This window comes from Xanthobacter agilis (genome assembly GCF_021730435.1).
GTDB classification, from domain to species: domain Bacteria; phylum Pseudomonadota; class Alphaproteobacteria; order Rhizobiales; family Xanthobacteraceae; genus Xanthobacter; species Xanthobacter agilis.
Genome location: NZ_JABWGX010000045.1, coordinates 1 through 20,785, shown reverse-complemented (window position 1 = coordinate 20,785; position 20,785 = coordinate 1). Strand labels below are relative to the sequence as shown.

Below are 20,785 nucleotides of genomic sequence, written 5' to 3'. Positions count from 1 at the left end.
CCCGGAGACTGAGTCTCCGGGCGGCCTTTTGCCAAAACCAGCCGGACGCCAAGCGCCCGGAATGGGGACCTCAGAACTCGCGCTGGGCGAACAGCAACACGCGATTGGCGTCGGTCGACCCGCTGCTCGGACCGTAGCCGGTATACACGTAGTTGTCGGCGCTGTTGTAGGTCCAGTCATACTGAACCGCGAGCAGCAGATTCTTCACCGGGGCAAACCCGATGTAGCCACCCACGTTCGCGTTCTTGCCGCCGCTGGTGCCATAAAGCGCTTCCGCAACCTCGCTATTGAAGTCGTAGGCGGCATAACCGCCGAACACGGCGGTGCTCCACTTGGCATTCCAATTGTGCAGCAGCGAGGCGGTCACGTTCCAGCCGCTGACCTTGGTCACACCATCGAGGCCCAGGAACGCATCGGGCGCCGCATACTGGCCCGAGGGATCCTGAAGGCCGAGATAGCTGGTGGCGCCGTCGGCATAGGCACTCTGCAGATACAGGGTGTCGCCCTCACCCAGCATGGGCAGGTTGAACATGAGGCCGGCCTGCAGCGCATAACCCCAGGTGTCCTGCGTGCCCGACATCCAGTTCAGCAGGTCCATCGCCCGCACCTGGTGCACCGCACCAGAAATCTGCGCCTGGCCCCATTCGCCGGTATAATTGATGTTGGCTACGAAGTCCGGGATCTGAATGCCGGCCTGATAATTCTCCAGCACATCGTCCGGCAGCGGGTTGACGGCCATCACACCCGAGGCGCGATCCGAGGCGTCTTCCACCGACACGGTGGCGCTGAAGCCCTGCCCGAATTCCGCTGTGTAGGACACGAGGTTCAGCCGCACGTCGTCGCCGATGGTCGCCGGGTCGGTGCCGAGTACGTTGGCGTTCGCGTAGAAATCGAAGACCGATTGCGCGTGACCGAAGGTGAAACCCGCGAACTGGATGTAGGCGTTCCAGACCTCAAGCTCGCTGCCCTTCGGGCCGTCCGACCAGGGATCGGAGGTGCGCCACTTGAAGCGCGTCTCCAAGTAAGACCGCAAGGTGCCATACTCGGTTTGCGTCCGCGCGTCCAAAATCACGCCAGCGGTCGCGATGGAGTAGGTCGTGTTGTTCTCGGAGGGGTAATTGGAATAGGTATTGTAATAACCTTCAGCCCACAGATAGCCGCCGACACGCAGACAGGTATCCGTACCGGGGATGTAGAAGAAGCCCTCGCCCTGCGCCAGGCACTGCTTCATATAGACCGGCTGCGCCTTCGTCTGCAGCAGATCCGCAGCGCTGACGGCGCCCGCGCCGGAAAGCAAGCCGACACCGCTCACCACGGCCGCGAGTGCACCCGAAGTGCCCAGAGCCCGCAACCGCGGTAGACGCTGTGCAAGAATCATCATGACCCCCAATTGATATATTGTATCATTAACCACATGCCACAAGGCGCGTTTAATGACAAGGCAAGCCTCAGCCCCGCCGCGAACCAATTGTCGCAGCATCGCTACGTGTCTCTATCGCCCCTTGAATTTCGCCGCGCCACGCTTGCCGAAACCGAGCATGCGCCCCGCGACTCACTGGACCGGAGCGCGAACTACGTAGTTTTTGATATTGAGGCCAAATCCACCAAAAGGGAATATCTGTCGATCTACTATAGTACGGTTCCAAACTACCTGAGACGGCAGCAACCGGGCCCAGGACACAAAGAAAAACCCCAGTGGTTGCCCACTGGGGTTCTCCTCAACAGCTTTGATCCAAGGATCAGAAGTTGCGCTGCGCGCGGATACCGCCAGACACCACGTCCACAGAACCGCCCACGACACCGGTCGTGCTGATGGCCTGCAGATCGGTGCCGGAGTCGACCTTGGTGTAGAGCAGTTCCGCACCGAGGTCGAGGTTCTTGACCGGCGACCACACGAGGTCGGTACCGACCTGCCACAGCTTCGCGCCGGTGGAGGCGATGACCGTGGAGTTGGCCGGGCTGTAGTCGACGTAGCCGCCGTACACGATCGAACGCAGACCGGGGGTCCAGAAGTGACGCAGCTGGCCCTGGAGCGCCCAAGCGGTGGAGTTCGCATAGTCGCCGAAGGCGTTGGTGCGCACAGCGTCCGCCAGCGGGATATAAGCGCCGGACAGCGAGCCGTTGGAACCGACCTTGATGCTACCCCAGCCGGTGGCAGTGCCCTGGCTGTTGGCGCTCATGCCGGCGTAGCTGATCGCGCCATCGGCATAGTTGAACTGCAACAGCAGGCTGTCGCCAGCCGCAAGGAACGGCATCTTGATCTCGGTCGACACGCCGACCGCCCAGCCCCAATTGTCGGTGGACGAAGCACCGGCATAGAGAGCAGGACCGACGTATTCGAGCGCATTGACCTGATGCAGGGCGCCGGAGACCATGAAGGTGCCCCAAGCCTGATCGAGGCGCAGGTTCGCGACAAAATCGGGAACCGTCTGGCCACCCTGCCAGCTGGAGTAACCGAGGCTACCCGAAGCGGCGGCGCCGAGGTACGGATTGAGACCCCAGGCACCCCAGCCGAGACCGTTCACGGTGCCAGGGTTGGTGGCCTGGATGCCGGTGGTACGGTTGGCGGCATCTTCCAGCGCCAAGCTGGCGGAGAAGCCGTTGCCGAACTGGGCGGTGTAGGCCATCGTCGTGGTCCAGGTGTTGGAACCAGCGTACGGCGTGGTCATCATGTAGTTGGTGCCCAGGTCGAAGAACGACTGGGTATAACCAAACGTGAAGCCCGAGAACTGGATGAAGGCGCGCTCGAAGTACAGGCCGTTGTTCGCTCCCGAACCAGCGCCCGACTGCGAGTTCCACTCGGCGCCAAAGCGCACGTAGGAGCGCAGGGTGCCGTAATCGGTCTGGGTGCGGGCGTCGAAGTCGACCACGCCGCGAACGCGGGTGAGGTAGTCGGCGTCGGCGTCATCCCGGAAGGGGTACTTCAGGGTGCCAGAGTTCGGACCCGCGAAAGCGGTGCCGGAGGTGGAGGAGATGTCAGGACGGAACGTGCCAGTGGCGTTCACGTAGGTGTCGAAACGGGCGTAGCCGCCGATCTTCAGGCAGGTATCCGTGCCCGGGATGTAGAAGTAGCCGGCGCCGTAAGCGGAGCACACCTTGACGTACTCCACCGCCTTCGCCTTGACAGGCAGGTCGGCGGCTTGGGCTCCAGCCACCGCGACGAGACCCGCCGCGCTGCCGAGGAGAAGGCTCTTCACCATCTTCATTGTGACCTCCAAGTTTGGTTCCGAGGGAGCGAGCGCCGCTTCGCCGGTGCGATTGCACGTTTGAGAGGTTCTTGCCCCGATTCCCATCACGCCGCGCACATCCAGATCCGAACGCGCAAGCAGCAATCAGGTCGACCGGGGACTGCCCCCCTTCGTCGCAAAGCCAACATACAAAAGGCAGAACCGTGTTCAATCAAAACGGCTCAAAACTGGACCCCGGGCAGCCCGTTTTCCGGGGAGTGTTGCAAGAAGGGCACTGCCGCATTTGCGCCACCATAATACCGCATCACACCCCCTCTCGCTCGGCACCAACCATTTATTTATAAATGATTTTTTGCCCTTCATGACAGACCCCGGCGGCACCTCCAAACGCATCCATTCGCGGTCTCTTGCCGCCTAAGGATCATGGGCATGGACCAGCCCCCTTTGCGGGGCATCGGGCCGATCGGGGGCAAACCGGCCGTCACATTCTGGCGATTCACCGAGTCAGGGGGAGTCGGACCGTGCGGTTCGGAGCGCCGAAAGCGGGAAGAGCATCGGCGGGCGCGACCGCCACATCGGACGGCTTCGCCACGGGCCGCATCCGCAGCGCCGAACACCGCACCCCGATCACGCGTGGAACGCCGGCTGTCGCGGACCGCGCCGGACCCGGCCGGTGGCTCGGATCAACGGCTGGGTACCCAAGTTTTGATGAAGATGGCGGAGACGGAGGGATTCGAACCCTCGAGACCCTTTTGGGGGTCTGCTCATTTAGCAAACGAGTGCCTTCAGCCTCTCGGCCACGTCTCCCGCTCGCTCTCCTATGCCGAACCGGAGACGGCTTTGCAAGGCACCCGATGCGTTTTCCAGAGGAACCCTGACTGCGGCCCCCGAGCGCACCGCAAAAGCAGTGCCGATGCGCGAGGCCGGGCCGCGCTCACGGGTGCTCCGAATAGCCTTTTTCCTCCACCAGCCAAGATCCCGACTGGAGGTTGATCCGCCGCTTCAGCGCCGCGCGCGCGTCGTTCAGGCGATACACGGACCGGGCCAGCGCGATGAAAGACGCGTCGAAGCATTGCAGGGCTTCGAGCCGGCGCAGTTCGTCCTCCACGTGCCACAGGCGCCCGTTCACATCGAGGAGGGCGGCAAACAGGTCTTCAAAGCCTGCCGCAAGCCCCGACGCGGCCCGCAACGCCCGCAAGGCCTCCAGCTCGCGCGACACGTTGGCGATCTGGCCGCCATCGGTGAGGCGTTCCGCTTTCAGCATCAGGATGGAAATCTTGTCGAGCAGCTCGCCGACGGAGATGGGCGCAAGCAGCGTGACGCCGGATGGAGCGTCACCCAGGCCCGCTGGAGCGCTCATGATGCGTCCTTGTTGGCCCGCAATTGCGCGGCAACCGCCTGCGTGATGCGCTGGAACACCTCGTCCCAATCGCCGGCTTCGCGCTGGCGGAACAGACGCACGCTCGGATAAAGCGCGGTGCGCTCTCCTTCCCGGCCCCAGCGCCAGTCGGGCACCGCGCGCAACGCCAGGAAGGCGGTGCGGCCCCGCGCCCCCGCCAGGTGAACGAGCGAGCTGTCCACGGTCACCACCAAATCCAGGTGCTGCAGAACGCCGGCGGTATCGACGAAGGTCCCGTCCGCGTCGCGATCGGCTGCCAGCCGCACGATGCGCGCGCTGAACGGCACGTCATCGATCTGCTCTTCGCCATAGCCCCATTGCAGGCTCACCAGCTCCACATCCTCCAGCTCCGCCAGGGGCGCGAACGCGGCCAGCGGGACCGAGCGGCCCACATCCACCGACGGCGAGGGATCGCCCTGCCAATTGATGCCAATGCGCAGCAAGGGCGGCTTCCGCGGGGCGACAGGCGGGGCGATGGGCGCGGGTGGCGCATCCTCCAAAACCCCGGAGAGTGCCTCGGTCGGCTGCAGTTCGCCGGGCAGACCGAGGGGCGCCGCGGGGTCCGCCTCGCCCGCGAGCGACAGCTCGGGATCGGGGGGCAGCATGGGATCCGGCGCCGGCTCGGCGAGCCGCCACGGGCGCCAGCGGGCGACCCGCTCCGGCGCGGCCGTCAGATAAGGCGCGCCCGGCCAGGCGGTGGGCTCGGGCGTCAGGAGCCCCGGCAGGCTTGCCAGGGGCACCCAGCGCAGACCCGCACGCGAACGATCCACCTGCTCCAGATCGCCGATCACCGGCACCCGGGCATCGATTCGCGACAGAAGCGGCACATGCCGCGGGCGGGTGAGCAGACAGGCGCGCATTCCCCGGTCGGCCAGCACCCGCAGCAGCCGGCCGAACTGGATCAGGTCGCCGATGCCCTGCTCCCCGAGCACGATCAGTTCCTCGACCGGCTCCTGCCCGTCCCAGCGCTGGAACGGAAGCGGCAGATAGGCCGGCGGCATCATGCGCGCGCGCGCTTCATAGCCCGCCCAGCCTTCCGCCCAGCGTCCGTGAGCCAGATGCTCGGTGCCACTCACATAAGCGGCCAAGGGAAAGGCCGGGTCGGCGGCCAAGGCAGCGGCGCACGCGCGCGCGCCGCCTTCCGCATCCCCCAGATCGCGCTTCAGCAGCGCCGCCGTGACATGGGCCGGCGCGAAGCCCGGCTCCAGGGCGAGGGCCGCCTCCGCATCCGCAAGCGCTCCGGAAAGATCGCCGGCGGCGCGGCGCGCCTCCGCCCGCTCGTGCAGCACCGCCGCGCAGGCTGGATTGCGCGCCAGCGCCGCATCGCAGACGGCGAGCGCCTCCCCGGCCTCATGCTCCAGACGCAACACGCGCGCCAGATGGGCGGCCCAGCCCACTTGTTCTGGGGCGGCGGCGAGCGCCGCGGCAAAGGCCGTCCGCGCGCCGGCGACGTCGCCCAGGCCGAGACGGCTCTGCCCACGCAGGAAATGAGCGTCCGCGAGATGCGGCGCGAGATGCAAGGCCTCATCGGCGGCCCGCGTCGCCTCCTCGAACCGGCTGAGCTCCAGCAGCGTGCCGGCCATGGAGAGCCAATGGCGCGGCTCCCAGGGCTGCATGGCGGTGAGCGCCTCGCAATCGCGCAGCGCATCCTGCGACCGGCCGATCCGCGACAAGGCGGTCGCCCGGTTGGCGAGCGCCTCCGCCGCGCGCGGATCGAGGGCCAGCACGCGATCGAACCGCGCCACAGCATCGCCATCGCGCCCCAATGCCACCAGTACGTTTCCGGCAAGATAATGGGCCTCGCCCAAGGCGGGGTCGAGCACGGCCGCCGCCTCATAGGCCGCCAGCGCCTTGTCCCAGGTGCGGCTCGCCTGGTAGGCCGCGCCGAGCAGCACATGGGCGTCCGCGAGCGAGGGAAAGGCCTCGCGCGTGCGGCGCGCCACCAGAAGCGCGTCCTTGAAGCGGCGCGTCTGCAGCAGCGCGAACACCAGCAGGCGCTGCACCTCGAACACCGGCTTGACCTTGGTCAATCGGCGGTAGATCTCGATGGCCTCGTCCAACTTGCCCTGACGATGCAGCTCAGTCGCCCGGCTGAAGGCTGCGCGTGCATCAATGGACATGGGCAGGCGGCTCCTGGCGTGCGGGTTTCCGCGACTGTCTTAGAGCACCTTATGGTTGGATGGAAACGCTATCCGCACGCGCGCACACGGTCTCGCCGCGCACCGCTGCCGCGCGGTATCACCCTGGAGCACGCTGGCCGAAAAGAACCGCCTGGGCGTCCTTGTCCTTGGAAAGGTCGAAGGCGCTGCGCTCTTCCGCGCTCAGCGCCAATCCGCGCTGCACGGCCGGCCGTTCCATCACCCGCGCCAGCCACGCCTTGAAGTGCGGGAACTCCTCGATGTTCTGGCCCTGCCGCTCCCATAGCTTGGCCCAGCCCACGCAGGCGATGTCGGCGATGGAATAGCTGCCCGCCAGGAAGTCCCGATCCTTGAGACGGGTATTCATCACGCCATACAGCCGGTGCACTTCATTGGTGTAGCGCTCGATCGCGTAGGGGATCTTCTCCGGCGCGTAGATACGGAAATGATGCGCCTGCCCCGCCATGGGGCCGAGCCCGCCCATCTGCCAGAACAGCCACTGGTCCACCTCCACCCGGCCCCGCTCGTCGGCGGGATAGAAGAGGCCGGTCTTGCGGCCGAGGTATTGCAGGATAGCTCCCGATTCGAACACCGAAATGGGCGCCCCGTCCGGCCCCGCGGGATCGACGATGGCCGGCATCTTGTTGTTGGGCGAGATGGCCAGGAAGTCCGGCTTGAACTGGTCGCCCTTGCCGATGTTCACGAGCTTCACGTCATAAGGAAGCCCGCATTCCTCCAGCATAATGGAGATCTTCCAGCCGTTGGGCGTCGGCCAGTAATAGAGTTGAATGGGTTGAGTGAGGACCTGAGCCACGATTCGCTCCCCGAAACTTTGTCATTCCGGCCATTTAAAGCGGCCGGCGGACGTGGGCCGATGGCGAACAGGCCGAAGCTGCCTCCTCGCCCCTACCGTCTCGATCTTTCAAATCGAAGCGTGCGCCATGGGTTCCGGATCGCTTCGCAGGCCGGACGACGCATGGTTAAGAGGTAACCATAGCGTCGAGGATCGGCAAGGGCGGCGCGGTTGTGTACGGCGGGTTGTGCGCGGCGCCGGGCGCGAAACCGGTCAAAGCTCGATCTTGAAACCCAGGTGGGACGGGGTGAAACCCAGCTTCTCGTAAAAGCGATGGGCCGCCTCCCGCCGCTTGTTGGAGGTGAGCGCCAGGGTTGCGGCGCCGGCCGCGCGGGCTTCCTCCATCGCATAAGCCACCATGCGCGCGCCGAGCCCCTTGCTTCTCAGGTCGGGCACCACCTGCACCCCCTCCAGAATGGCCCGCAGCGCCCCCCGGCCCGGCAGGCTGTGGGCGAAGATCAGCTCGAACGTGCCGACCACCTGCTCCTGAAACTCGGCCACATACAGCCGCGTTGCGGGATTGGCGCAGATGGCGTGGAACGCGCTCCGATAGCTCTCGAATGCCTCCGGCCCGGTGGTGTCACCATGTCCACCCACCGCATCGGCGGCGAACATGGCCACGAGGTCCGGCAAATCCTGCTCGCGGGCGAGGCGAAAGATGAGCCCGTCGGGATGCAGTCTTATTGGCACAGGGGATCATCCGGCGGTAACGGCGTAAATTGCCAGTCGCTCCAGCGATGGGGATTCATCAAGGGCGACGACCATTTCACCGACATTTCGATGGTGTTTCGTCCCGGAGGGGGGAGAAGGCGGAACGGCAAGCCATTGGCGATACCGGTAATGCGCGCGCAGCCGGTGCTCGGGCGCGACGGCGGGCGATATTGCGGCTCGTTCACGATCACCACGCGCGCCTCGGGAATGGCCGCCCGCAGCCGGCCCGCGGAGGTGCGGTCGTCCGCCACCAGGGTCGGCGCCGCACCAAGCGCCTGCATCACGGTGGGCGCAAGCCGGTGCAGCGGCTCGGCGGCGATGCAGCGGCCACACAGGCGCGGGTCCGGCCACAGGGGAATCGCCACCCGCACCGCCAGCACCCCCACCGCGATGGCGAGCAGAATGCCGAGATAGGCCGGCACCCGCGCGCGCCAGCCACCCACACGCTCCAGCTCCGCGAACACATACACCGGCAGCAGCAGCAGGAAGACGTGGAAATAGCGGTCGCGCAGATTGGTGGTGCCCACCGCGACCACGGAGACCAGAGTCACGACAAGGCCGATGACGATGATATTGCGCAGCACGCGCCGGGCGGCGTCGCGCTGCCCGTCCTCCTCGACCCGCGCGCCCTCGCCCCGGTTCCCGGGCAGGAAGATGAGACCCGCCAGGGCCGCGAACGGCAGCGCATAGCCCACAAGCGCCACCACATAGCTCCGCACCACGTCATCCCACCCGAAATGGGTGGCGCCGATGGTCTGGGCGGTGGCGGCGACCACATCCTGCTTCAGGACATGCAAGGCCAGGCCATAGACGGCCAGCGGCCCGGCCGCCACCAGCACCGTGAGCAGGATCCGCCGATCGAACAACGCCCGACGATAGCTGGGCTCGATAAGGCAGGACACCACCAGCACGCCCAGGAACGCGACAAAGCCGAACTTGCCCAGAAGCCCCACCGCGATCCAGGCGCCGAGGCCCACATAGAGCTTCGCGCTCGGCCGCCGCACGATGGCGATCAGCGTCAGCATCGCCCCGGCGATGCCCACGATCATGACGTTGGAATGGGTCAGGATGCGGTGGCTATGGTAACCCACCACCCACAGCGCCGACAAAGAATACACCGCCGCCGCCTGGAGCCGCGGATCGAAGATCACCCGGCACGCCACGCGATAGACCAGCCCGGCGCACGCGAACAGCAAGGCATAGCGCAGAATGGCGAAGCTCAACCGCCCGGTTCCGAACACCTGCTGCAAGCTATAGAGCAGCCAGTCGAAGAACGGCGGGTTGCGCGGGACGTAGCTCAGCTCCAGCGACTGGACGAGATAGCTCTCCACCGCGTCATCGACATTGATGGCCGATTCCAGGAACGCGCCGATGGCGGCGTGCAGCAGGCACCAGACGGCAAGGATGATGAGGACGCCCTTGGGCCGAGCCCAGAACGGCAGATCCCCCTCCATCCCGACCGAACCGTCGTTCCGGGGCATCTGATGCGGGGCGCGCGCTAGAAATTCGATCACGGGACTGACGCACTCCAGGAGCCTGCGGCCCCGACTCTATAACCAGCAATAGACCGCCGACGCCACCTGGGAGCCGCGCCCGCCGATGCGACGCCAGCCGAGTGGTGCAAACGGGTCACAGCGTGTCAATCCGGTCACAGGGTCTCAAGGACGACGAAGAGCTCACGCCCGCCGGCGGCAAGGGCGGCATCCGTCGCGTCATGAAGCAGGAGGTCTTCCACCCGTGCGCCGGGTGGACCGGCTCGGCAGGCGTCGACCATGGCGGCCACCAGCGCCTCGTCCCCGGCGATTACCGCCTCCACCGCGCCGTTGGCGCGATTGCGCACCCAGCCCACGAGCCCCCGAGTCTGCGCCTCATAGGCGCACCACGCCCGGTAGCCCACCCCCTGCACCCGGCCCCGCAAGATCATATGCACGACACGCATGATGTCTCCCTTCGCGCATCCGGGGGCGTCCGCCATGGGCTCACGGCTTGCATTCGGCGCCGGGCGGCAGGGCCTCGAACGCGGACATGCTGCCAATCAGCGCGAACCGTCCGTAGTCGATCCGAAGGTCGCCCACCACACCATTGTCGTAGAGCGTAAAGCTCATCACATAGGCCGGCCCCTCGTCGATGGCGCCCGGCTCGTAATAGCTCACCGCGACCGGATAGGAGAGATGCCCGGCCAATGCCGCTTCGGCCGCCGGCGCAAGGCGCGCGCCACCGCTGCGCAGCCGGCCGATCACCGCCAGGGTGTCGTACACTTTCTGCGGATCGCTAGCGCCATCATAGACCTTGGCGGCAAGGGTGTCCGCGCCGGCCGCCGCGGCCGCCAGCACCTTCAGCACATGTTGAGTCGGCAACAGGATGACGCCGTCGACGGTCAGCACCTGGTCGTCGGGCCGGGTCACCACCACCTTCAAGCGGTCCGCCCCCTCGCGGGTCACACTCGCCGCCACATTATCGGTGTCGCTGGCGGTCTCGGTGGTGCTCTCGAAACGGTAAACTTCGCCATCACCGGCTTCCCAGGCCTTCGACGTGACGGTCTGACGCAGCACCCCATCTTCCCCGCCCCGGCTCTCGCTGAACTGGCGGGTCAGGGTATTGTAGCCGGCGCAGGCGCTCCCGGTCATCTGGTAGTCTATGGTTCCGCTCATGTCCTCGAGCTGGCCGGTGGGTCGGGAGCCATCCAGCGTGAGGGCATAACTCGCGCGATGGGGCAGCAGGGCCAAAGCGGAGGCCGGTTCGCACAGGCCCAGGGACAGCGCCAGTTGCCCCGCCGCGCACAGGAGCGCCAGCGCGCCCGATCGAAGCCTCATCCCCGCCTCTCCTCACCTGCTGCCGTTGCGGCGCCGCACGCGTGATGCGCTTGCGTCCCGCCCCGCCATCGGCGAAGAGGAGGGCTCAATTGCGCACACCGTGTGGCAGGAACCCGCAAGGAGTCCCAATGACCTCGTCCGTTGAACAGAAACTCGCCGAACTCGGATTGACCTTGCCCACGCCGAATCCGCCGCTGGCCAATTATGTGCCGGTGGTGCGCACGGGCAATCTGCTGTTCATCTCGGGCCAGGTGTCCATCGACGCCGCCGGCAAGATCATCACCGGCAAGCTCGGCGGCGGGGTGGACATCGCCACCGGACAGGCGGCGGCCAAGCTGTGCGCCATCAACCTGCTGGCCCAGACCAAGGCCACCATCGGCGACCTCGACAAGGTGGTGCGGGTGGTGAAGCTGGTGGCGTTCGTGAACTCCACGCCGGATTTCGTGGATCAGCCCAAGGTGGTCAACGGCTGCTCCGACCTCCTGGTGGACGTGCTGGGCGACAAGGGCCGCCACGCCCGCTCCGCCGTGGGCATCGCCGCGCTGCCGTTCGACGCGGCGGTCGAGGTGGAAGCGGTCATCGAGGTGGCCTGAAACGAGCCGGTGAGCGATCTGTGAGCGCACTCTCCTGGCTGACCGCGCGGCCGGTCGCCCATCGCGGCCTCCACGATGCCGGAACCGGCATCGTGGAGAACACCCCATCCGCCGTGGACGCCGCGCTCCAGGCGGGTTTCGCCATTGAGGTCGACCTTCAGCTCTCCGCTGACGGCGTGCCCATGGTGTTCCACGATTCGACCCTGGACCGCCTCACCACCGGCACCGGCCCCGTGAGCGCGCGCACGGCGGACGAGCTGCAAGCCCTGCCCTTCAAGGCCACTGCCGACCGCATCATGCGGCTCGACGACCTTCTGGCGCGGGTGAACGGGCGGGTGCCGCTCATCATCGAATTGAAGAGCGAGCGAGAGCCTAACACCACCCTCGCCACCCTCGCCGCTGCGCGCATCGCCGCCTATGGCGGTCACGCGGCGCTGATGTCGTTCGATCCCCGCCTGCTGCCCACGGTACGCGCGCACGCGCCCGAAGTACCACGGGGCATCGTCGCCGAGCTCGATTTCAGCGGCGACGACTGGCCCGGCCTCAACCCCTTCCAGCGCATGCTGCTCGGCCACCTGCTGCATTGGCCGGCCTCGCGCTTCCAGTTCGTGGCCTTCCGGGTGGCCGACCTTGACGCCCTCGCGCCGCGCATCGCCCGCTGGTGCGGCCTGCCGGTGCTCACCTGGACCGTCCGCACGCCGGACGAGCGCAAACGCGCCGCGCGCTATGCCGACCAGATCATCTTCGAAGGCTTCCGCCCTTAAGTTCCGCGCCCTCAGTTGCCCTAGGGTCATAAGTAGGTGCGACGGTCCGTCGCGCTTTCAGCGTCGACATGCGATGCACATTCTCACCCCATGCCCGACGCCCGTATCCGCATTCTCCCGTCCTTGTCGCAAATCCCCGCGGCCCAGTGGGACGCCTGCGCGGCCGGGGGCGCGGCGCGGGCGGAACCCTTCGTCAGCCATGCCTTTTTATCGGCCCTGGAGGAGACCGGCTGCGTCTGCGCCAAGACCGGATGGCTGCCGCAGCATCTGGTGCTGGATGGACCCGACGGCGTACCCCTCGCCGTGGCACCGGCCTATCTGAAGGGGCATTCGCGCGGCGAATACGTCTTCGACCAGGGGTGGGCCGATGCCTTTCACCGCTCCGGAGGGCAGTATTATCCCAAGATTCAGGTCGCCGTGCCGTTCACGCCGGTGACCGGCCGGCGCCTGCTGCTGCGCGATCCCGGCGATGCCATGGCCCGCCCGGCCCTGGCCGCCGGCCTTAAGGAGCTGGCGCGCCTGCGCGAGGCGTCCTCCGCCCATGTCACCTTCGCCACCGAAGGAGAGTGGGAGAGCCTTGCCGCCCAAGGCTTCCTGCAACGTACCGACCGCCAGTTCCATTGGACCAACGCCGGTTATGGCAGCTATGACGATTTCCTCGGCGCCCTGGCCTCGCGCAAGCGCAAGGCCCTGAAGAAGGAGCGGCGCGAGGCCCTCGCCTCTGGTCTCACCATCGAATGGCTGACCGGCCGGGACCTGACCGAAGCCGCCTGGGACGCCTTCTTCGCCTTCTACATGGACACCGGCGCCCGCAAATGGGGCTCGCCCTATCTCAACCGCGCCTTCTTCACCCGCGCCGCCGAGCAGCTCGCCGACCAGATCCTGCTGGTGATGGTGAAGCGCGCCGGGCACTACATCGCCGGAGCGCTCAATTTCATCGGCGCGGACACCCTTTACGGGCGCTATTGGGGCGCCATCGAGGAGCATCCCTTCCTGCATTTCGAGGTCTGCTACCATCAGGCCATCGACTTCGCCATCGCCCGCGGCCTCAAGGTGGTGGAGGCCGGCGCCCAGGGCGAGCATAAATTGGCACGCGGCTACCTGCCCACCACCACCTATTCCGCCCATTACATCGCGCATCCGGGCCTTCGGGCCGCGGTGGCGCAATATCTGGAACACGAGCGCACCGTCGTGGCCGAGGATGCCGCCGTGCTGACCGACCTCGGCCCGTTCCGGCGCGGTGACGAGATCGAGCAGGATTGAGACCCAAACCAGCGCGGCACTTGCGCAAATCTCACGGACCGGGATCGTGGACCGGCCGGCGGGTTGGCACACTCCACGGCAGGAACGCCACACCTCTGCGGTGAATGACATTTCCTTCCGCCCCACGTTGCGGGACCAGATGGGCCATCGCTATAGTCCCGGCTCCCGCAATGAGGGGGTGGATATGACGTATTGTTGTGGAGTGCTCGTGCGCGACGGTCTGGTGCTGATCGCAGATACCAGGACCAATGCCGGACTCGACAACATCTCGACCTTCCGCAAGCTCCATATTTTCGAGGAGCCGGGCCGGCACGTCATCGGCCTCGCCGCGGCGGGAAACCTGTCGGTCACCCAGTCGGTCGTCAGCATGCTCAACGAAGGTGTGGACGATGCCGAAACCGGCGAGCGCCACCAACTGCGCGAGGCGCGCACCATGTTCCAGGCGGCGCAGCTCGTGGGGCGCGCCATCCGCCAGGTGCACCACATGAACGGCATGGTGATGGAGCAGTCGAGCTCCATCAATTTCGAGGTGTCGTTCCTACTGGGCGGGCAGATCTCCGGCGGCCCCATGCGCCTTTACATGATCTATACGGCAGGCAACTTCATCGAATGCACGCAGGACACCCCCTTCCTCCAGATCGGCGAGCACAAATATGGCAAGCCGGTGCTGGATCGCGCGGTGACCTATGAGATGGAGATCGCCGACGCGCTCAAGACGAGCCTCATCTCCATGGATTCCACCATGCGCTCGAATCTCGGCGTCGGCCTGCCCATCGACGTGCTGGTGGTGTGCCCGGACAAGCTTCAGGCCGAGCTGAAGTATCGCATCGAGCCCGGCGAGCCCTATTTCCACGACCTGCGCGAGCGCTGGTCGGCGGCGCTCAGGGCGGCCCACAGCTCCATCCCGCGCCCGCCCTACCTGAAGGACGTGCGCACCTACGTGCCCGCCAAGCCGACAGAGGAGGCTTGATACCAAAGGCCTGTGAGCTTGACTCACGGGGCTTTGGTCAAGCCCACGCGGCACCCGAGCGAACCCAGGTGGAGCGAACCCGCCTGGCACCGGTCAAAGACCGGGGCTGAGGGTATGAGGCTCAAAAGCCGCGACGCTTGATACCAACTGGCTCCGGCCTGCGCGGCGCCAGGTGCCTCGAACGCAAAAGACGCATGAAGAAAAGGGCACCCCGGGGTGCCCTTTTCCTTTCAGCCCCGGCAATTCGAGGCCACTCTGTCCAGCCCGCTCAGGCCTTAGGCTCGAGCTTGGCCGAAAGAATCTTGTCGGGATCCTTCACCGGCTCGCCGCGCTTGATCTTGTCCACATTCTCCATGCCCGAGATCACCTCGCCCCAAACCGTATACTGGCGGTCGAGGAAGCGGGCATCGGCGAAGCAGATGAAGAACTGGCTGTCACCCGAATCGGGGTTCTGGGCACGGGCCATGGAGACCGTGCCGCGCTTGTGCGGCAGATCGTTGAACTCAGCCTTCAGCTTCTTGCCCGAACCGCCCATGCCGGTGCCGGTGGGATCGCCGGTCTGGGCCATGAAGCCCTCGATGACACGGTGAAACGGCACGCCGTTGTAGAAGCCCTCGGAGACCAGCTCCTTGATGCGGGCCACATGGCCGGGGGCGGCATCGGGCCGAAGCGCGATGGTCACCGGGCCCTGGGTGGTCTCGAGGATCAGAATCTCTTCACTCACGGACATCGTCCTTTCGGTGCGTGACGGGGTGCGCCGAGGCGCGCCGCGTGGACTGCGCGCTGCCACGGCAGCGCTTCGGAGAAGGCGAAACGTGTCTTCCGTCCGCGCCCGCCGCCCCCGCCCCGAGTGCGGCACGGCAGGCACGAGCCGGCCTCACTTCACGTCGGCTGCCACCTGCATCTTCACGATGCGGTCGGGGTTCGCGACGCTGCCATTGGAGGCGGCGGAGCCCTTCTTGATCTTGTCGATATACTCCATGCCCGACACCACGTCGCCCACGACCGTATACTGGCCGTTCAGGCTCGGGGTTTCGTCCAGCATGATGAAGAATTGCGAATTGGCGCTGTTCGGATTGGACGCGCGAGCCATGCCCACCACGCCGCGCTTGAACGGCACGTTGGAGAACTCGGCCGGCAGGTTCGGATACTTGGAACCGCCGGTGCCGTCGCCGCGCTGGCCATCGCCGGTCTGGGCCATGAAGCCGTCGATAACGCGGTGGAACGGCACATTGTTGTAGAAGCCCTCCCGCGTGAGCTGCTTCAGGCGCTCCACATGCTTGGGCGCGAGATCGGGCCGCAGCGCGATCACAACCCGCCCATAGGGGGTGTCGAGATAGAGCGTGTTCTGCGGATCGGGCTTCGATTGCGCCGCCGCCGGCAAGGCGAAGGCAAGGGCGATCAAAAGTCCGGCACACACACGGCCAAGGACTCGCAGCATGAGGTTCTCCTCGAAAAGGCCCCGCAGGGGAGGCGAAAGCTTCGGCAAAAGCCAGGGCGCATGTCAGCGGGGGAAGCGTGTCTTCAGGCGTGCCAGCACCCCCGCCGGCACAAAGCTCGACACATCCCCGCCCATGGCAGCGATCTGCCGCACGAGCGTGGCGGTGATGGGGCGGACCGAGGGGGAAGCGGGGAGGAAAACGGTCTGGATCGCCGGCGCCATGGCCGCGTTCATGCCCGCCATCTGCATCTCATAGTCAAGGTCCGTACCATCCCGCAACCCACGGATCAGCAGACTTGCCCCTGCGTTCTGAGCGGCGGCGACGATCAGGCCGTCGAACGTGATGGCCTCAATGGCCGCATTCTCGGCGGCCGCCACGGGGGTGCACACCTCGACCAGCATGGCGAGGCGCTCCTCAGCTGAAAACAACGGCGCCTTGCCCGGATGAACGCCCACCGCGAGCACCAGCCGATCCACCAGCCGGCAGGCCGCGCGCACCACATCCAGATGGCCGTTGGTGAGCGGATCGAACGAGCCGCCGTAAATGGCCGTGCGGGCTTTCATGAGCGCCTGCCTCCGTTTCTCTACCCTGTGGCGTGCCACGATCCGCGCCGCCCGGCGTCGGGCATCCATGGCGCAAGCGTTAGCCGCCCGCGCGCTCCGGCGCAACCGCCGCCCCATGATGGCGTGATGCGGTCCCCGAAACCCGGACCGGGCGTTAAGCTTGGTTCGGCCTGACGGAAGGACGAGCCCGATGACCGGGAAAGGGAAGCGCCATTCTGCGGATTTCAGGGCGAAGCTTGCCGGCGTGCGGATCTCCATGGATGGCCGCGGCCGGTGGGTGGACCAGGTGTTCATCGAGCGCCTCCGGCGACCGCTGAAATACGACGGCATCTCCCTCAATGCCTGCAAAACCGGTTCCGAGGCTCGGGCCGGGTTTGGCAGCTGGGTCACCTCCCACAACCGCGCGAGGCGCCATGCCGCCAGTCTGTCCGCGGAAGGGGAGCCACCTCAGGTCCTGAAGGAACTATCGCGCGATGTCGAACCTCCCCGCGAAGGGTGACGATCAGTCCAGTCTTTGCCGGGCCAGCCATTGCCTCGGTGTCATTCCGAGTTCGCTCCGGAAGGCCGTTCGCAGGGCCTGTGCATCCGGAAAGCCGCACCGCGCCGCCACGTCCTCGAGCCCGCGGGCGCCGGCCGCGAGAAGGTCTTGCGCGCGTGCCAGCCTGTTGCGCCTCAGCCACTCTCCGAGATTGCCTCCGGTTCGCGCCCGGATGTGACGGGTCAGGCTGCGTCGGCTCATGCCGGCGCGTTCGGCCAAAACATCGAGCGAAGGCGCAGGGAACGGATTGGCCCGAAGCGTCTCCAACACATCCGTGATCCTGCGGTCGACCGAAGATCCGATCGTGGGGCGCTCGATCAGTTGCGGTTGTTCGCCGGCACGCTGGGGAGCCACGACAAGATGGCGGGCGATCCGGTTGGCCTCCGCCACTCCGGAGATCCGGCCGAGCAGATGCAGGCAGCAATCCAGTCCGGACGCGACGCCGGCGGATGTGATGACACGCCCCTCGTCGACGAAGAGCGCACCGGTATCGACGATGACCTGGGGATATCGCGCCGCGAAGGTCTCGACACGCGCCCAATGCGTGGTCGCGCGGCGGCCGTCGAGCAGGCCTGCTTCGGCCAAGCCGAACGCTCCGAGGCAGAGCCCGACGGCGATCGCGCCGCGCCCCTCTGCTGCTCGCAGCTCGGATGTGATTGCTGCCGGCACAGGCTCATCCGCGTTTCGCCAACCGGGCAGGATCAGAACATCGGCCTCGCGCGCAGCCTCCAGTGGGAATGGTGCTTCGATCATCAGCCCGCCAGTGGCCGCAAGACGGGACTGGCTGGCGCACACGTCCACCCGGTGACCGCTCGCCAAGAACGGCTCCCCGAACACCGCGAGCGGCGTGGACAACATGAATGGGCTGATCTGATCGTAGGCGAGAATAGCAAGTCGCATTGGCCCGATTTACATGAATACTGTCTATCGGGCCACTGATATCCGGTAGCGGGACTGCGGTATGAAGACGGTAGGTTCGACGCAGCCGTTTGGGAGAGACCAATGACCCGTGCCCTTCTCGTGATCGATATCCAGAATGACTATTTTGCCGGAGGAGCCTTGCCGCTATGGCAGCCGGAGGAGACCGAGGCGCGTATCGTCTCTGCTATCGGTCGGGCACGTGCAAGCGATGATCGGATCATCTTGGTGCGCCACATTTCCTTGGCACCCGCCGGGCTGTTCGTGGCGGGAAGCACTGGCGCCGATATCCGCAAGGCTATTCTCGACGCGGCAGGCAATGCGCCCGTCGTCACCAAACATTACGCCGACGTCTTCCAGGAAACGGATCTTGCGGATCATCTGGCCGGCGTCAGCGAGCTCTTGGTCACCGGAATGATGACGCAGAACTGTGTGGTCTTCACCGCGCTGTCGCGCGCGGCCGAAGGCCTGCGGGTGCGGATTGTCGGCGATCTCTGTACCGCTCCAACCGAAACTGTTCATCGGATCGCATTGAATGCCTTGGGCTCGAAGGTTGAGGTCGCAACTGCGGTAGATGTTTGGGCATAATACCAACGGGCACCGGTTGTAACTCTTGGAGGCTATTCGTGGGTGTGGATTGGTGATTCCATGGCGCGGGGAGGATTGGCGCCATGGCTGCTGCGGTGAAGCTTCGGAGGGACTATTCGGCATCGGACCTGCGGCGGCTCGCGGCTGCCTCGAAGCACGCCAATCAGAGCCGGCGGTTGTTGTCGCTGGCAGCGGTGCTCGACGGCATGGATCGCGAGCAGGCCGCTCTGATCGGTGGGATGGATCGCCAGACCCTGCGCGACTGGGTCCACCGCTTCAACGAACTGGGTCCCGACGGCCTGCGTGACATCCGCTCGAAGGGGCATCCACCTCGATTGTCGAAGGCGCAGTTGGCCGAACTCAGCGCGATCGTCGAGACCGGTCCCGACCGCGCCCTCCACGGCGTCGTCCGATGGCGTCGGGTTGACCTGAAACAGGTCGTTCTCGAGCGCTTCGGCGTCGACTATCACGAGCGCACCATCGGCAAGATCCTGAAGGCGCTCGGCTTCTCCCACGTCAGTGCACGGCCGCGCCACCCGGGGCAGGATCCCAAGGTCATAGAAGAGTTCAAAAAAACTTCGCCCGGACCCTGAACGCCCACGTCGGACACCTGCCGAAGCGCAAACAGATCGAAATCTGGTTCCAGGACGAGGCTCGGATTGGGCAGAAGAACGGGATCGTCCGGCAATGGGCGCGGCGCGGGACGAGACCCCGCCAGCCCGCCGACCAGTGCTACGAGAACGCCTATCTCTTCGGCGCGATCTGCCCGGCGCGCGGTGTCGGGGCCGCCCTGGCGCTGCCCTATATCGGCACCGAGGCGATGCAGATGCATCTCGATGAGATCTCCACCCTGGTCGCCCGAGGATCGCACGCCGTGCTGTTGCTCGACCGCGCCGGCTGGCACACGACCGGCAATCTCGCCGTCCCGAAGAACGTCACGCTGATCTTCCTGCCGTCACGATCCCCAGAATTGAACCCGGTCGAGCAGATCTGGCAATACCTGCGCTCGAACTGGCTCTCCAACCGCGTCCGAGACCTATGCGGACATCGTCAACGCCGCCTGCGATGCCTGGCGCAGGCTCGTCGACACTCCAAAGCTCATCACCTCAATCGGGATTCGCCAATGGGCACATATCGGTCAAAAATAAGGGCCGATGGTATAAGCGGCAGACCCCGCGGCGTCGGACGAGGAAGCCGCGCCGTGGGACATTCAGGTGGCAGAACCCTAATTTACCTCGCATGTGAGGGCTTTGGATCGGGATTGTCGGTCGACGAGATTGACCCCTAGCGCCGCGAGCGTGCCGACGCCGAGCAGAATGGCTGTGTTGATGGTGTCCCCACCTCCGATCCAACTCGCGACGATCGGCGCCAGCACGAGCAGCGCGCCGTTGTTCATCGATTCCGACGATGCCAGCACGAAGCCGGCGTCCGAGCCGGCTCGGCTCGCTTGAATGGCGGTGTTGGCGGGTGCGGCGAGGCCTGAGGCAAAACCCCAGAGAGCCAGTAGCCCGATCGCCAAACCGAGGCTCGGGTCGGTCGCCAGGAAGGCGCTCTGCGTTACGAAGATGAGAGCGATGGCGAAGACGAGGACGGTTTCTGGACGGCCGACCCAGGCGGCGAGGCGGCCGATGGCGAGATTGCCCGCCGCGAGGCCGACCCCGAAGGCGGTGACCGAGAGCCCTGTTTGATCCCAGGCTTTGATGGTGCAGTCTTTTCGCAGGAATGGAAGGATGCGCTCGGGCTGCCGGTGCGCTTTGCTCTGGGGCCAGGGCAACAGAACGACATGGCGCCGGCTTGCGATCTCATCCGGGGATTGCCGGCAGATCAGGTGCTGGCCGATCGCGCGTATGACGCCGACAGCTTGCACGATCTCATCCTTGATCAAGGCGGCCAGCCGGTCATCCCGCCCCGCCGTCATCGAAGATATCAGCATGGCTATGACCGCGTGTTTGGTCCCGGCATTTGATGGTGCATCATCCATGCAAGGGTGGAAGGATGCACTATGGGACAGATTCTGCACGGGAGCGCCCGCACGACAGAGGCA

At 65.9% G+C, this 20,785-nt stretch carries 19 protein-coding genes, 1 tRNA gene and 3 pseudogenes; 8 read left to right on the top strand and 15 right to left on the bottom strand.

All coding sequences use genetic code 11. The features are described from left to right. Positions 1-70: 70 nt before the first annotated feature. The 10 genes from HUW53_RS20830 to HUW53_RS20785 all read right to left on the bottom strand — a co-directional run bounded on the left by HUW53_RS20830 (position 71) and on the right by HUW53_RS20785 (position 11,102). A complete protein-coding gene (locus HUW53_RS20830; protein WP_237347674.1) occupies positions 71-1,312 on the bottom strand; it encodes a porin in 1,242 nt (413 codons plus the stop codon). A 427-nt stretch (positions 1,313-1,739) separates the two neighbouring features. Further along, positions 1,740-3,206: a porin gene (locus HUW53_RS20825; protein ID WP_237347673.1), complete on the bottom strand. Its 1,467-nt coding sequence runs from the start codon at positions 3,204-3,206 to the stop codon at positions 1,740-1,742. A 697-nt stretch (positions 3,207-3,903) separates the two neighbouring features. Continuing rightward, a tRNA-Ser gene (locus HUW53_RS20820) sits at positions 3,904-3,995 on the bottom strand. A gap of 127 nt (positions 3,996-4,122) precedes the next feature. Next, positions 4,123-4,548, bottom strand: coding sequence for a DUF6165 family protein (locus tag HUW53_RS20815; RefSeq protein WP_237347672.1), 426 nt, complete (start codon positions 4,546-4,548; stop codon positions 4,123-4,125). Next, on the bottom strand, positions 4,545-6,707 hold the full coding sequence (locus HUW53_RS20810) for a CHAT domain-containing protein (protein ID WP_237347671.1): 2,163 nt from the start codon (positions 6,705-6,707) through the stop codon (positions 4,545-4,547). Before HUW53_RS20810 ends, HUW53_RS20815 begins: the two co-directional genes overlap by 4 nt. A 118-nt stretch (positions 6,708-6,825) precedes the next feature. Beyond that, positions 6,826-7,539 carry a glutathione S-transferase N-terminal domain-containing protein gene (locus tag HUW53_RS20805; RefSeq protein ID WP_237347670.1) on the bottom strand — a complete coding sequence of 238 codons (714 nt, stop codon included), beginning with the start codon at positions 7,537-7,539 and terminating at the stop codon, positions 6,826-6,828. A gap of 252 nt (positions 7,540-7,791) precedes the next feature. Then, positions 7,792-8,193, bottom strand: coding sequence for a GNAT family N-acetyltransferase (locus tag HUW53_RS20800; RefSeq protein ID WP_272904361.1), 402 nt, complete (start codon positions 8,191-8,193; stop codon positions 7,792-7,794). Positions 8,194-8,258: 65 nt separating this feature from the next. Beyond that, positions 8,259-9,803, bottom strand: a complete 1,545-nt coding sequence (locus tag HUW53_RS20795) for an ArnT family glycosyltransferase (RefSeq protein WP_237347668.1) — start codon at positions 9,801-9,803, stop codon at positions 8,259-8,261. Positions 9,804-9,937: 134 nt separating this feature from the next. Beyond that, entirely contained in the window at positions 9,938-10,228 is a 291-nt protein-coding gene (locus tag HUW53_RS20790; protein WP_237347667.1) for an acylphosphatase, read from the bottom strand. 40 nt (positions 10,229-10,268) lie between these two features. Next, the gene (locus HUW53_RS20785) at positions 10,269-11,102 is read right to left on the bottom strand and encodes an EipB family protein (RefSeq protein ID WP_237347666.1); all 834 of its coding nucleotides are present in this window, start codon (positions 11,100-11,102) and stop codon (positions 10,269-10,271) included. Between the two features lie 128 nt (positions 11,103-11,230). Between HUW53_RS20785 and HUW53_RS20780 the strand changes: the two genes are divergently transcribed. From HUW53_RS20780 to HUW53_RS20765, 4 genes are all read left to right on the top strand, one after another. After that, positions 11,231-11,695, top strand: a complete 465-nt coding sequence (locus HUW53_RS20780) for a RidA family protein (protein WP_237347665.1) — start codon at positions 11,231-11,233, stop codon at positions 11,693-11,695. A gap of 20 nt (positions 11,696-11,715) precedes the next feature. Further along, positions 11,716-12,459, top strand: coding sequence for a glycerophosphodiester phosphodiesterase family protein (locus tag HUW53_RS20775; protein WP_237347664.1), 744 nt, complete (start codon positions 11,716-11,718; stop codon positions 12,457-12,459). 90 nt (positions 12,460-12,549) lie between these two features. Next, complete coding sequence (locus tag HUW53_RS20770; protein WP_237347663.1) at positions 12,550-13,722, top strand: GNAT family N-acetyltransferase; 1,173 nt, start codon at positions 12,550-12,552, stop codon at positions 13,720-13,722. A 184-nt stretch (positions 13,723-13,906) separates the two neighbouring features. Next, positions 13,907-14,692, top strand: a complete 786-nt coding sequence (locus HUW53_RS20765) for a proteasome-type protease (protein ID WP_237347662.1) — start codon at positions 13,907-13,909, stop codon at positions 14,690-14,692. Positions 14,693-14,960: 268 nt separating this feature from the next. Here HUW53_RS20765 and HUW53_RS20760 read toward each other — a convergent pair whose 3' ends face one another. The 3 genes from HUW53_RS20760 to coaD all read right to left on the bottom strand — a co-directional run bounded on the left by HUW53_RS20760 (position 14,961) and on the right by coaD (position 16,697). Then, positions 14,961-15,422, bottom strand: a complete 462-nt coding sequence (locus HUW53_RS20760) for a peptidylprolyl isomerase (protein WP_237347661.1) — start codon at positions 15,420-15,422, stop codon at positions 14,961-14,963. Positions 15,423-15,569: 147 nt separating this feature from the next. Then, the gene (locus HUW53_RS20755; protein ID WP_237347660.1) at positions 15,570-16,133 is read right to left on the bottom strand and encodes a peptidylprolyl isomerase; all 564 of its coding nucleotides are present in this window, start codon (positions 16,131-16,133) and stop codon (positions 15,570-15,572) included. 63 nt (positions 16,134-16,196) lie between these two features. Beyond that, positions 16,197-16,697: a pantetheine-phosphate adenylyltransferase gene (gene coaD / locus HUW53_RS20750; protein WP_237347659.1), complete on the bottom strand. Its 501-nt coding sequence runs from the start codon at positions 16,695-16,697 to the stop codon at positions 16,197-16,199. Positions 16,698-16,911: 214 nt separating this feature from the next. Between coaD and HUW53_RS20745 the strand changes: the two are divergent. Further along, a pseudogene (locus tag HUW53_RS20745) lies at positions 16,912-17,115 on the top strand (IS3 family transposase); the annotation flags it as partial. An 84-nt stretch (positions 17,116-17,199) separates the two neighbouring features. On the opposite strand, the gene HUW53_RS20740 reads toward HUW53_RS20745, so the two are convergent. Continuing rightward, positions 17,200-18,135 (bottom strand): GlxA family transcriptional regulator, encoded by a 936-nt coding sequence (locus tag HUW53_RS20740; RefSeq protein ID WP_237347658.1) that lies wholly within the window; start codon positions 18,133-18,135, stop codon positions 17,200-17,202. A 102-nt stretch (positions 18,136-18,237) separates the two neighbouring features. Between HUW53_RS20740 and HUW53_RS20735 the strand changes: the two genes are divergently transcribed. Further along, entirely contained in the window at positions 18,238-18,741 is a 504-nt protein-coding gene (locus HUW53_RS20735; protein ID WP_237347657.1) for a cysteine hydrolase family protein, read from the top strand. An 83-nt stretch (positions 18,742-18,824) separates the two neighbouring features. Next, positions 18,825-19,889: pseudogene (locus HUW53_RS20730) on the top strand (IS630 family transposase). A gap of 77 nt (positions 19,890-19,966) precedes the next feature. On the opposite strand, the gene HUW53_RS20725 reads toward HUW53_RS20730, so the two are convergent. After that, complete coding sequence (locus HUW53_RS20725; protein ID WP_237347656.1) at positions 19,967-20,260, bottom strand: hypothetical protein; 294 nt, start codon at positions 20,258-20,260, stop codon at positions 19,967-19,969. A 210-nt stretch (positions 20,261-20,470) separates the two neighbouring features. On the opposite strand from HUW53_RS20725, the pseudogene HUW53_RS20720 reads away from it, so the two are divergent. Continuing rightward, positions 20,471-20,689, top strand: a pseudogene (locus HUW53_RS20720) (transposase); the annotation flags it as partial. Positions 20,690-20,785: the final 96 nt, after the last annotated feature.

Bases quoted from the DNA above. Each gene is read 5' to 3' on its own strand.
- HUW53_RS20780 (WP_237347665.1), top strand. From the start codon at position 11,231: ATGACCTCGTCCGTTGAACAGAAACTCGCCGAACTCGGATTGACCTTG.
- HUW53_RS20825 (WP_237347673.1), bottom strand. From the start codon at position 3,206: ATGAAGATGGTGAAGAGCCTTCTCCTCGGCAGCGCGGCGGGTCTCGTC.
- HUW53_RS20810 (WP_237347671.1), bottom strand. From the start codon at position 6,707: ATGTCCATTGATGCACGCGCAGCCTTCAGCCGGGCGACTGAGCTGCAT.
- HUW53_RS20785 (WP_237347666.1), bottom strand. From the start codon at position 11,102: ATGAGGCTTCGATCGGGCGCGCTGGCGCTCCTGTGCGCGGCGGGGCAA.
- HUW53_RS20755 (WP_237347660.1), bottom strand. From the start codon at position 16,133: ATGCTGCGAGTCCTTGGCCGTGTGTGTGCCGGACTTTTGATCGCCCTT.
- coaD (WP_237347659.1), bottom strand. From the start codon at position 16,697: ATGAAAGCCCGCACGGCCATTTACGGCGGCTCGTTCGATCCGCTCACC.
- HUW53_RS20735 (WP_237347657.1), top strand. From the start codon at position 18,238: ATGACCCGTGCCCTTCTCGTGATCGATATCCAGAATGACTATTTTGCC.
- HUW53_RS20790 (WP_237347667.1), bottom strand. From the start codon at position 10,228: ATGCGTGTCGTGCATATGATCTTGCGGGGCCGGGTGCAGGGGGTGGGC.
- HUW53_RS20770 (WP_237347663.1), top strand. From the start codon at position 12,550: ATGCCCGACGCCCGTATCCGCATTCTCCCGTCCTTGTCGCAAATCCCC.
- HUW53_RS20815 (WP_237347672.1), bottom strand. From the start codon at position 4,548: ATGAGCGCTCCAGCGGGCCTGGGTGACGCTCCATCCGGCGTCACGCTG.
- HUW53_RS20760 (WP_237347661.1), bottom strand. From the start codon at position 15,422: ATGTCCGTGAGTGAAGAGATTCTGATCCTCGAGACCACCCAGGGCCCG.
- HUW53_RS20740 (WP_237347658.1), bottom strand. From the start codon at position 18,135: ATGCGACTTGCTATTCTCGCCTACGATCAGATCAGCCCATTCATGTTG.
- HUW53_RS20765 (WP_237347662.1), top strand. From the start codon at position 13,907: ATGACGTATTGTTGTGGAGTGCTCGTGCGCGACGGTCTGGTGCTGATC.
- HUW53_RS20800 (WP_272904361.1), bottom strand. From the start codon at position 8,193: ATGTTCGCCGCCGATGCGGTGGGTGGACATGGTGACACCACCGGGCCG.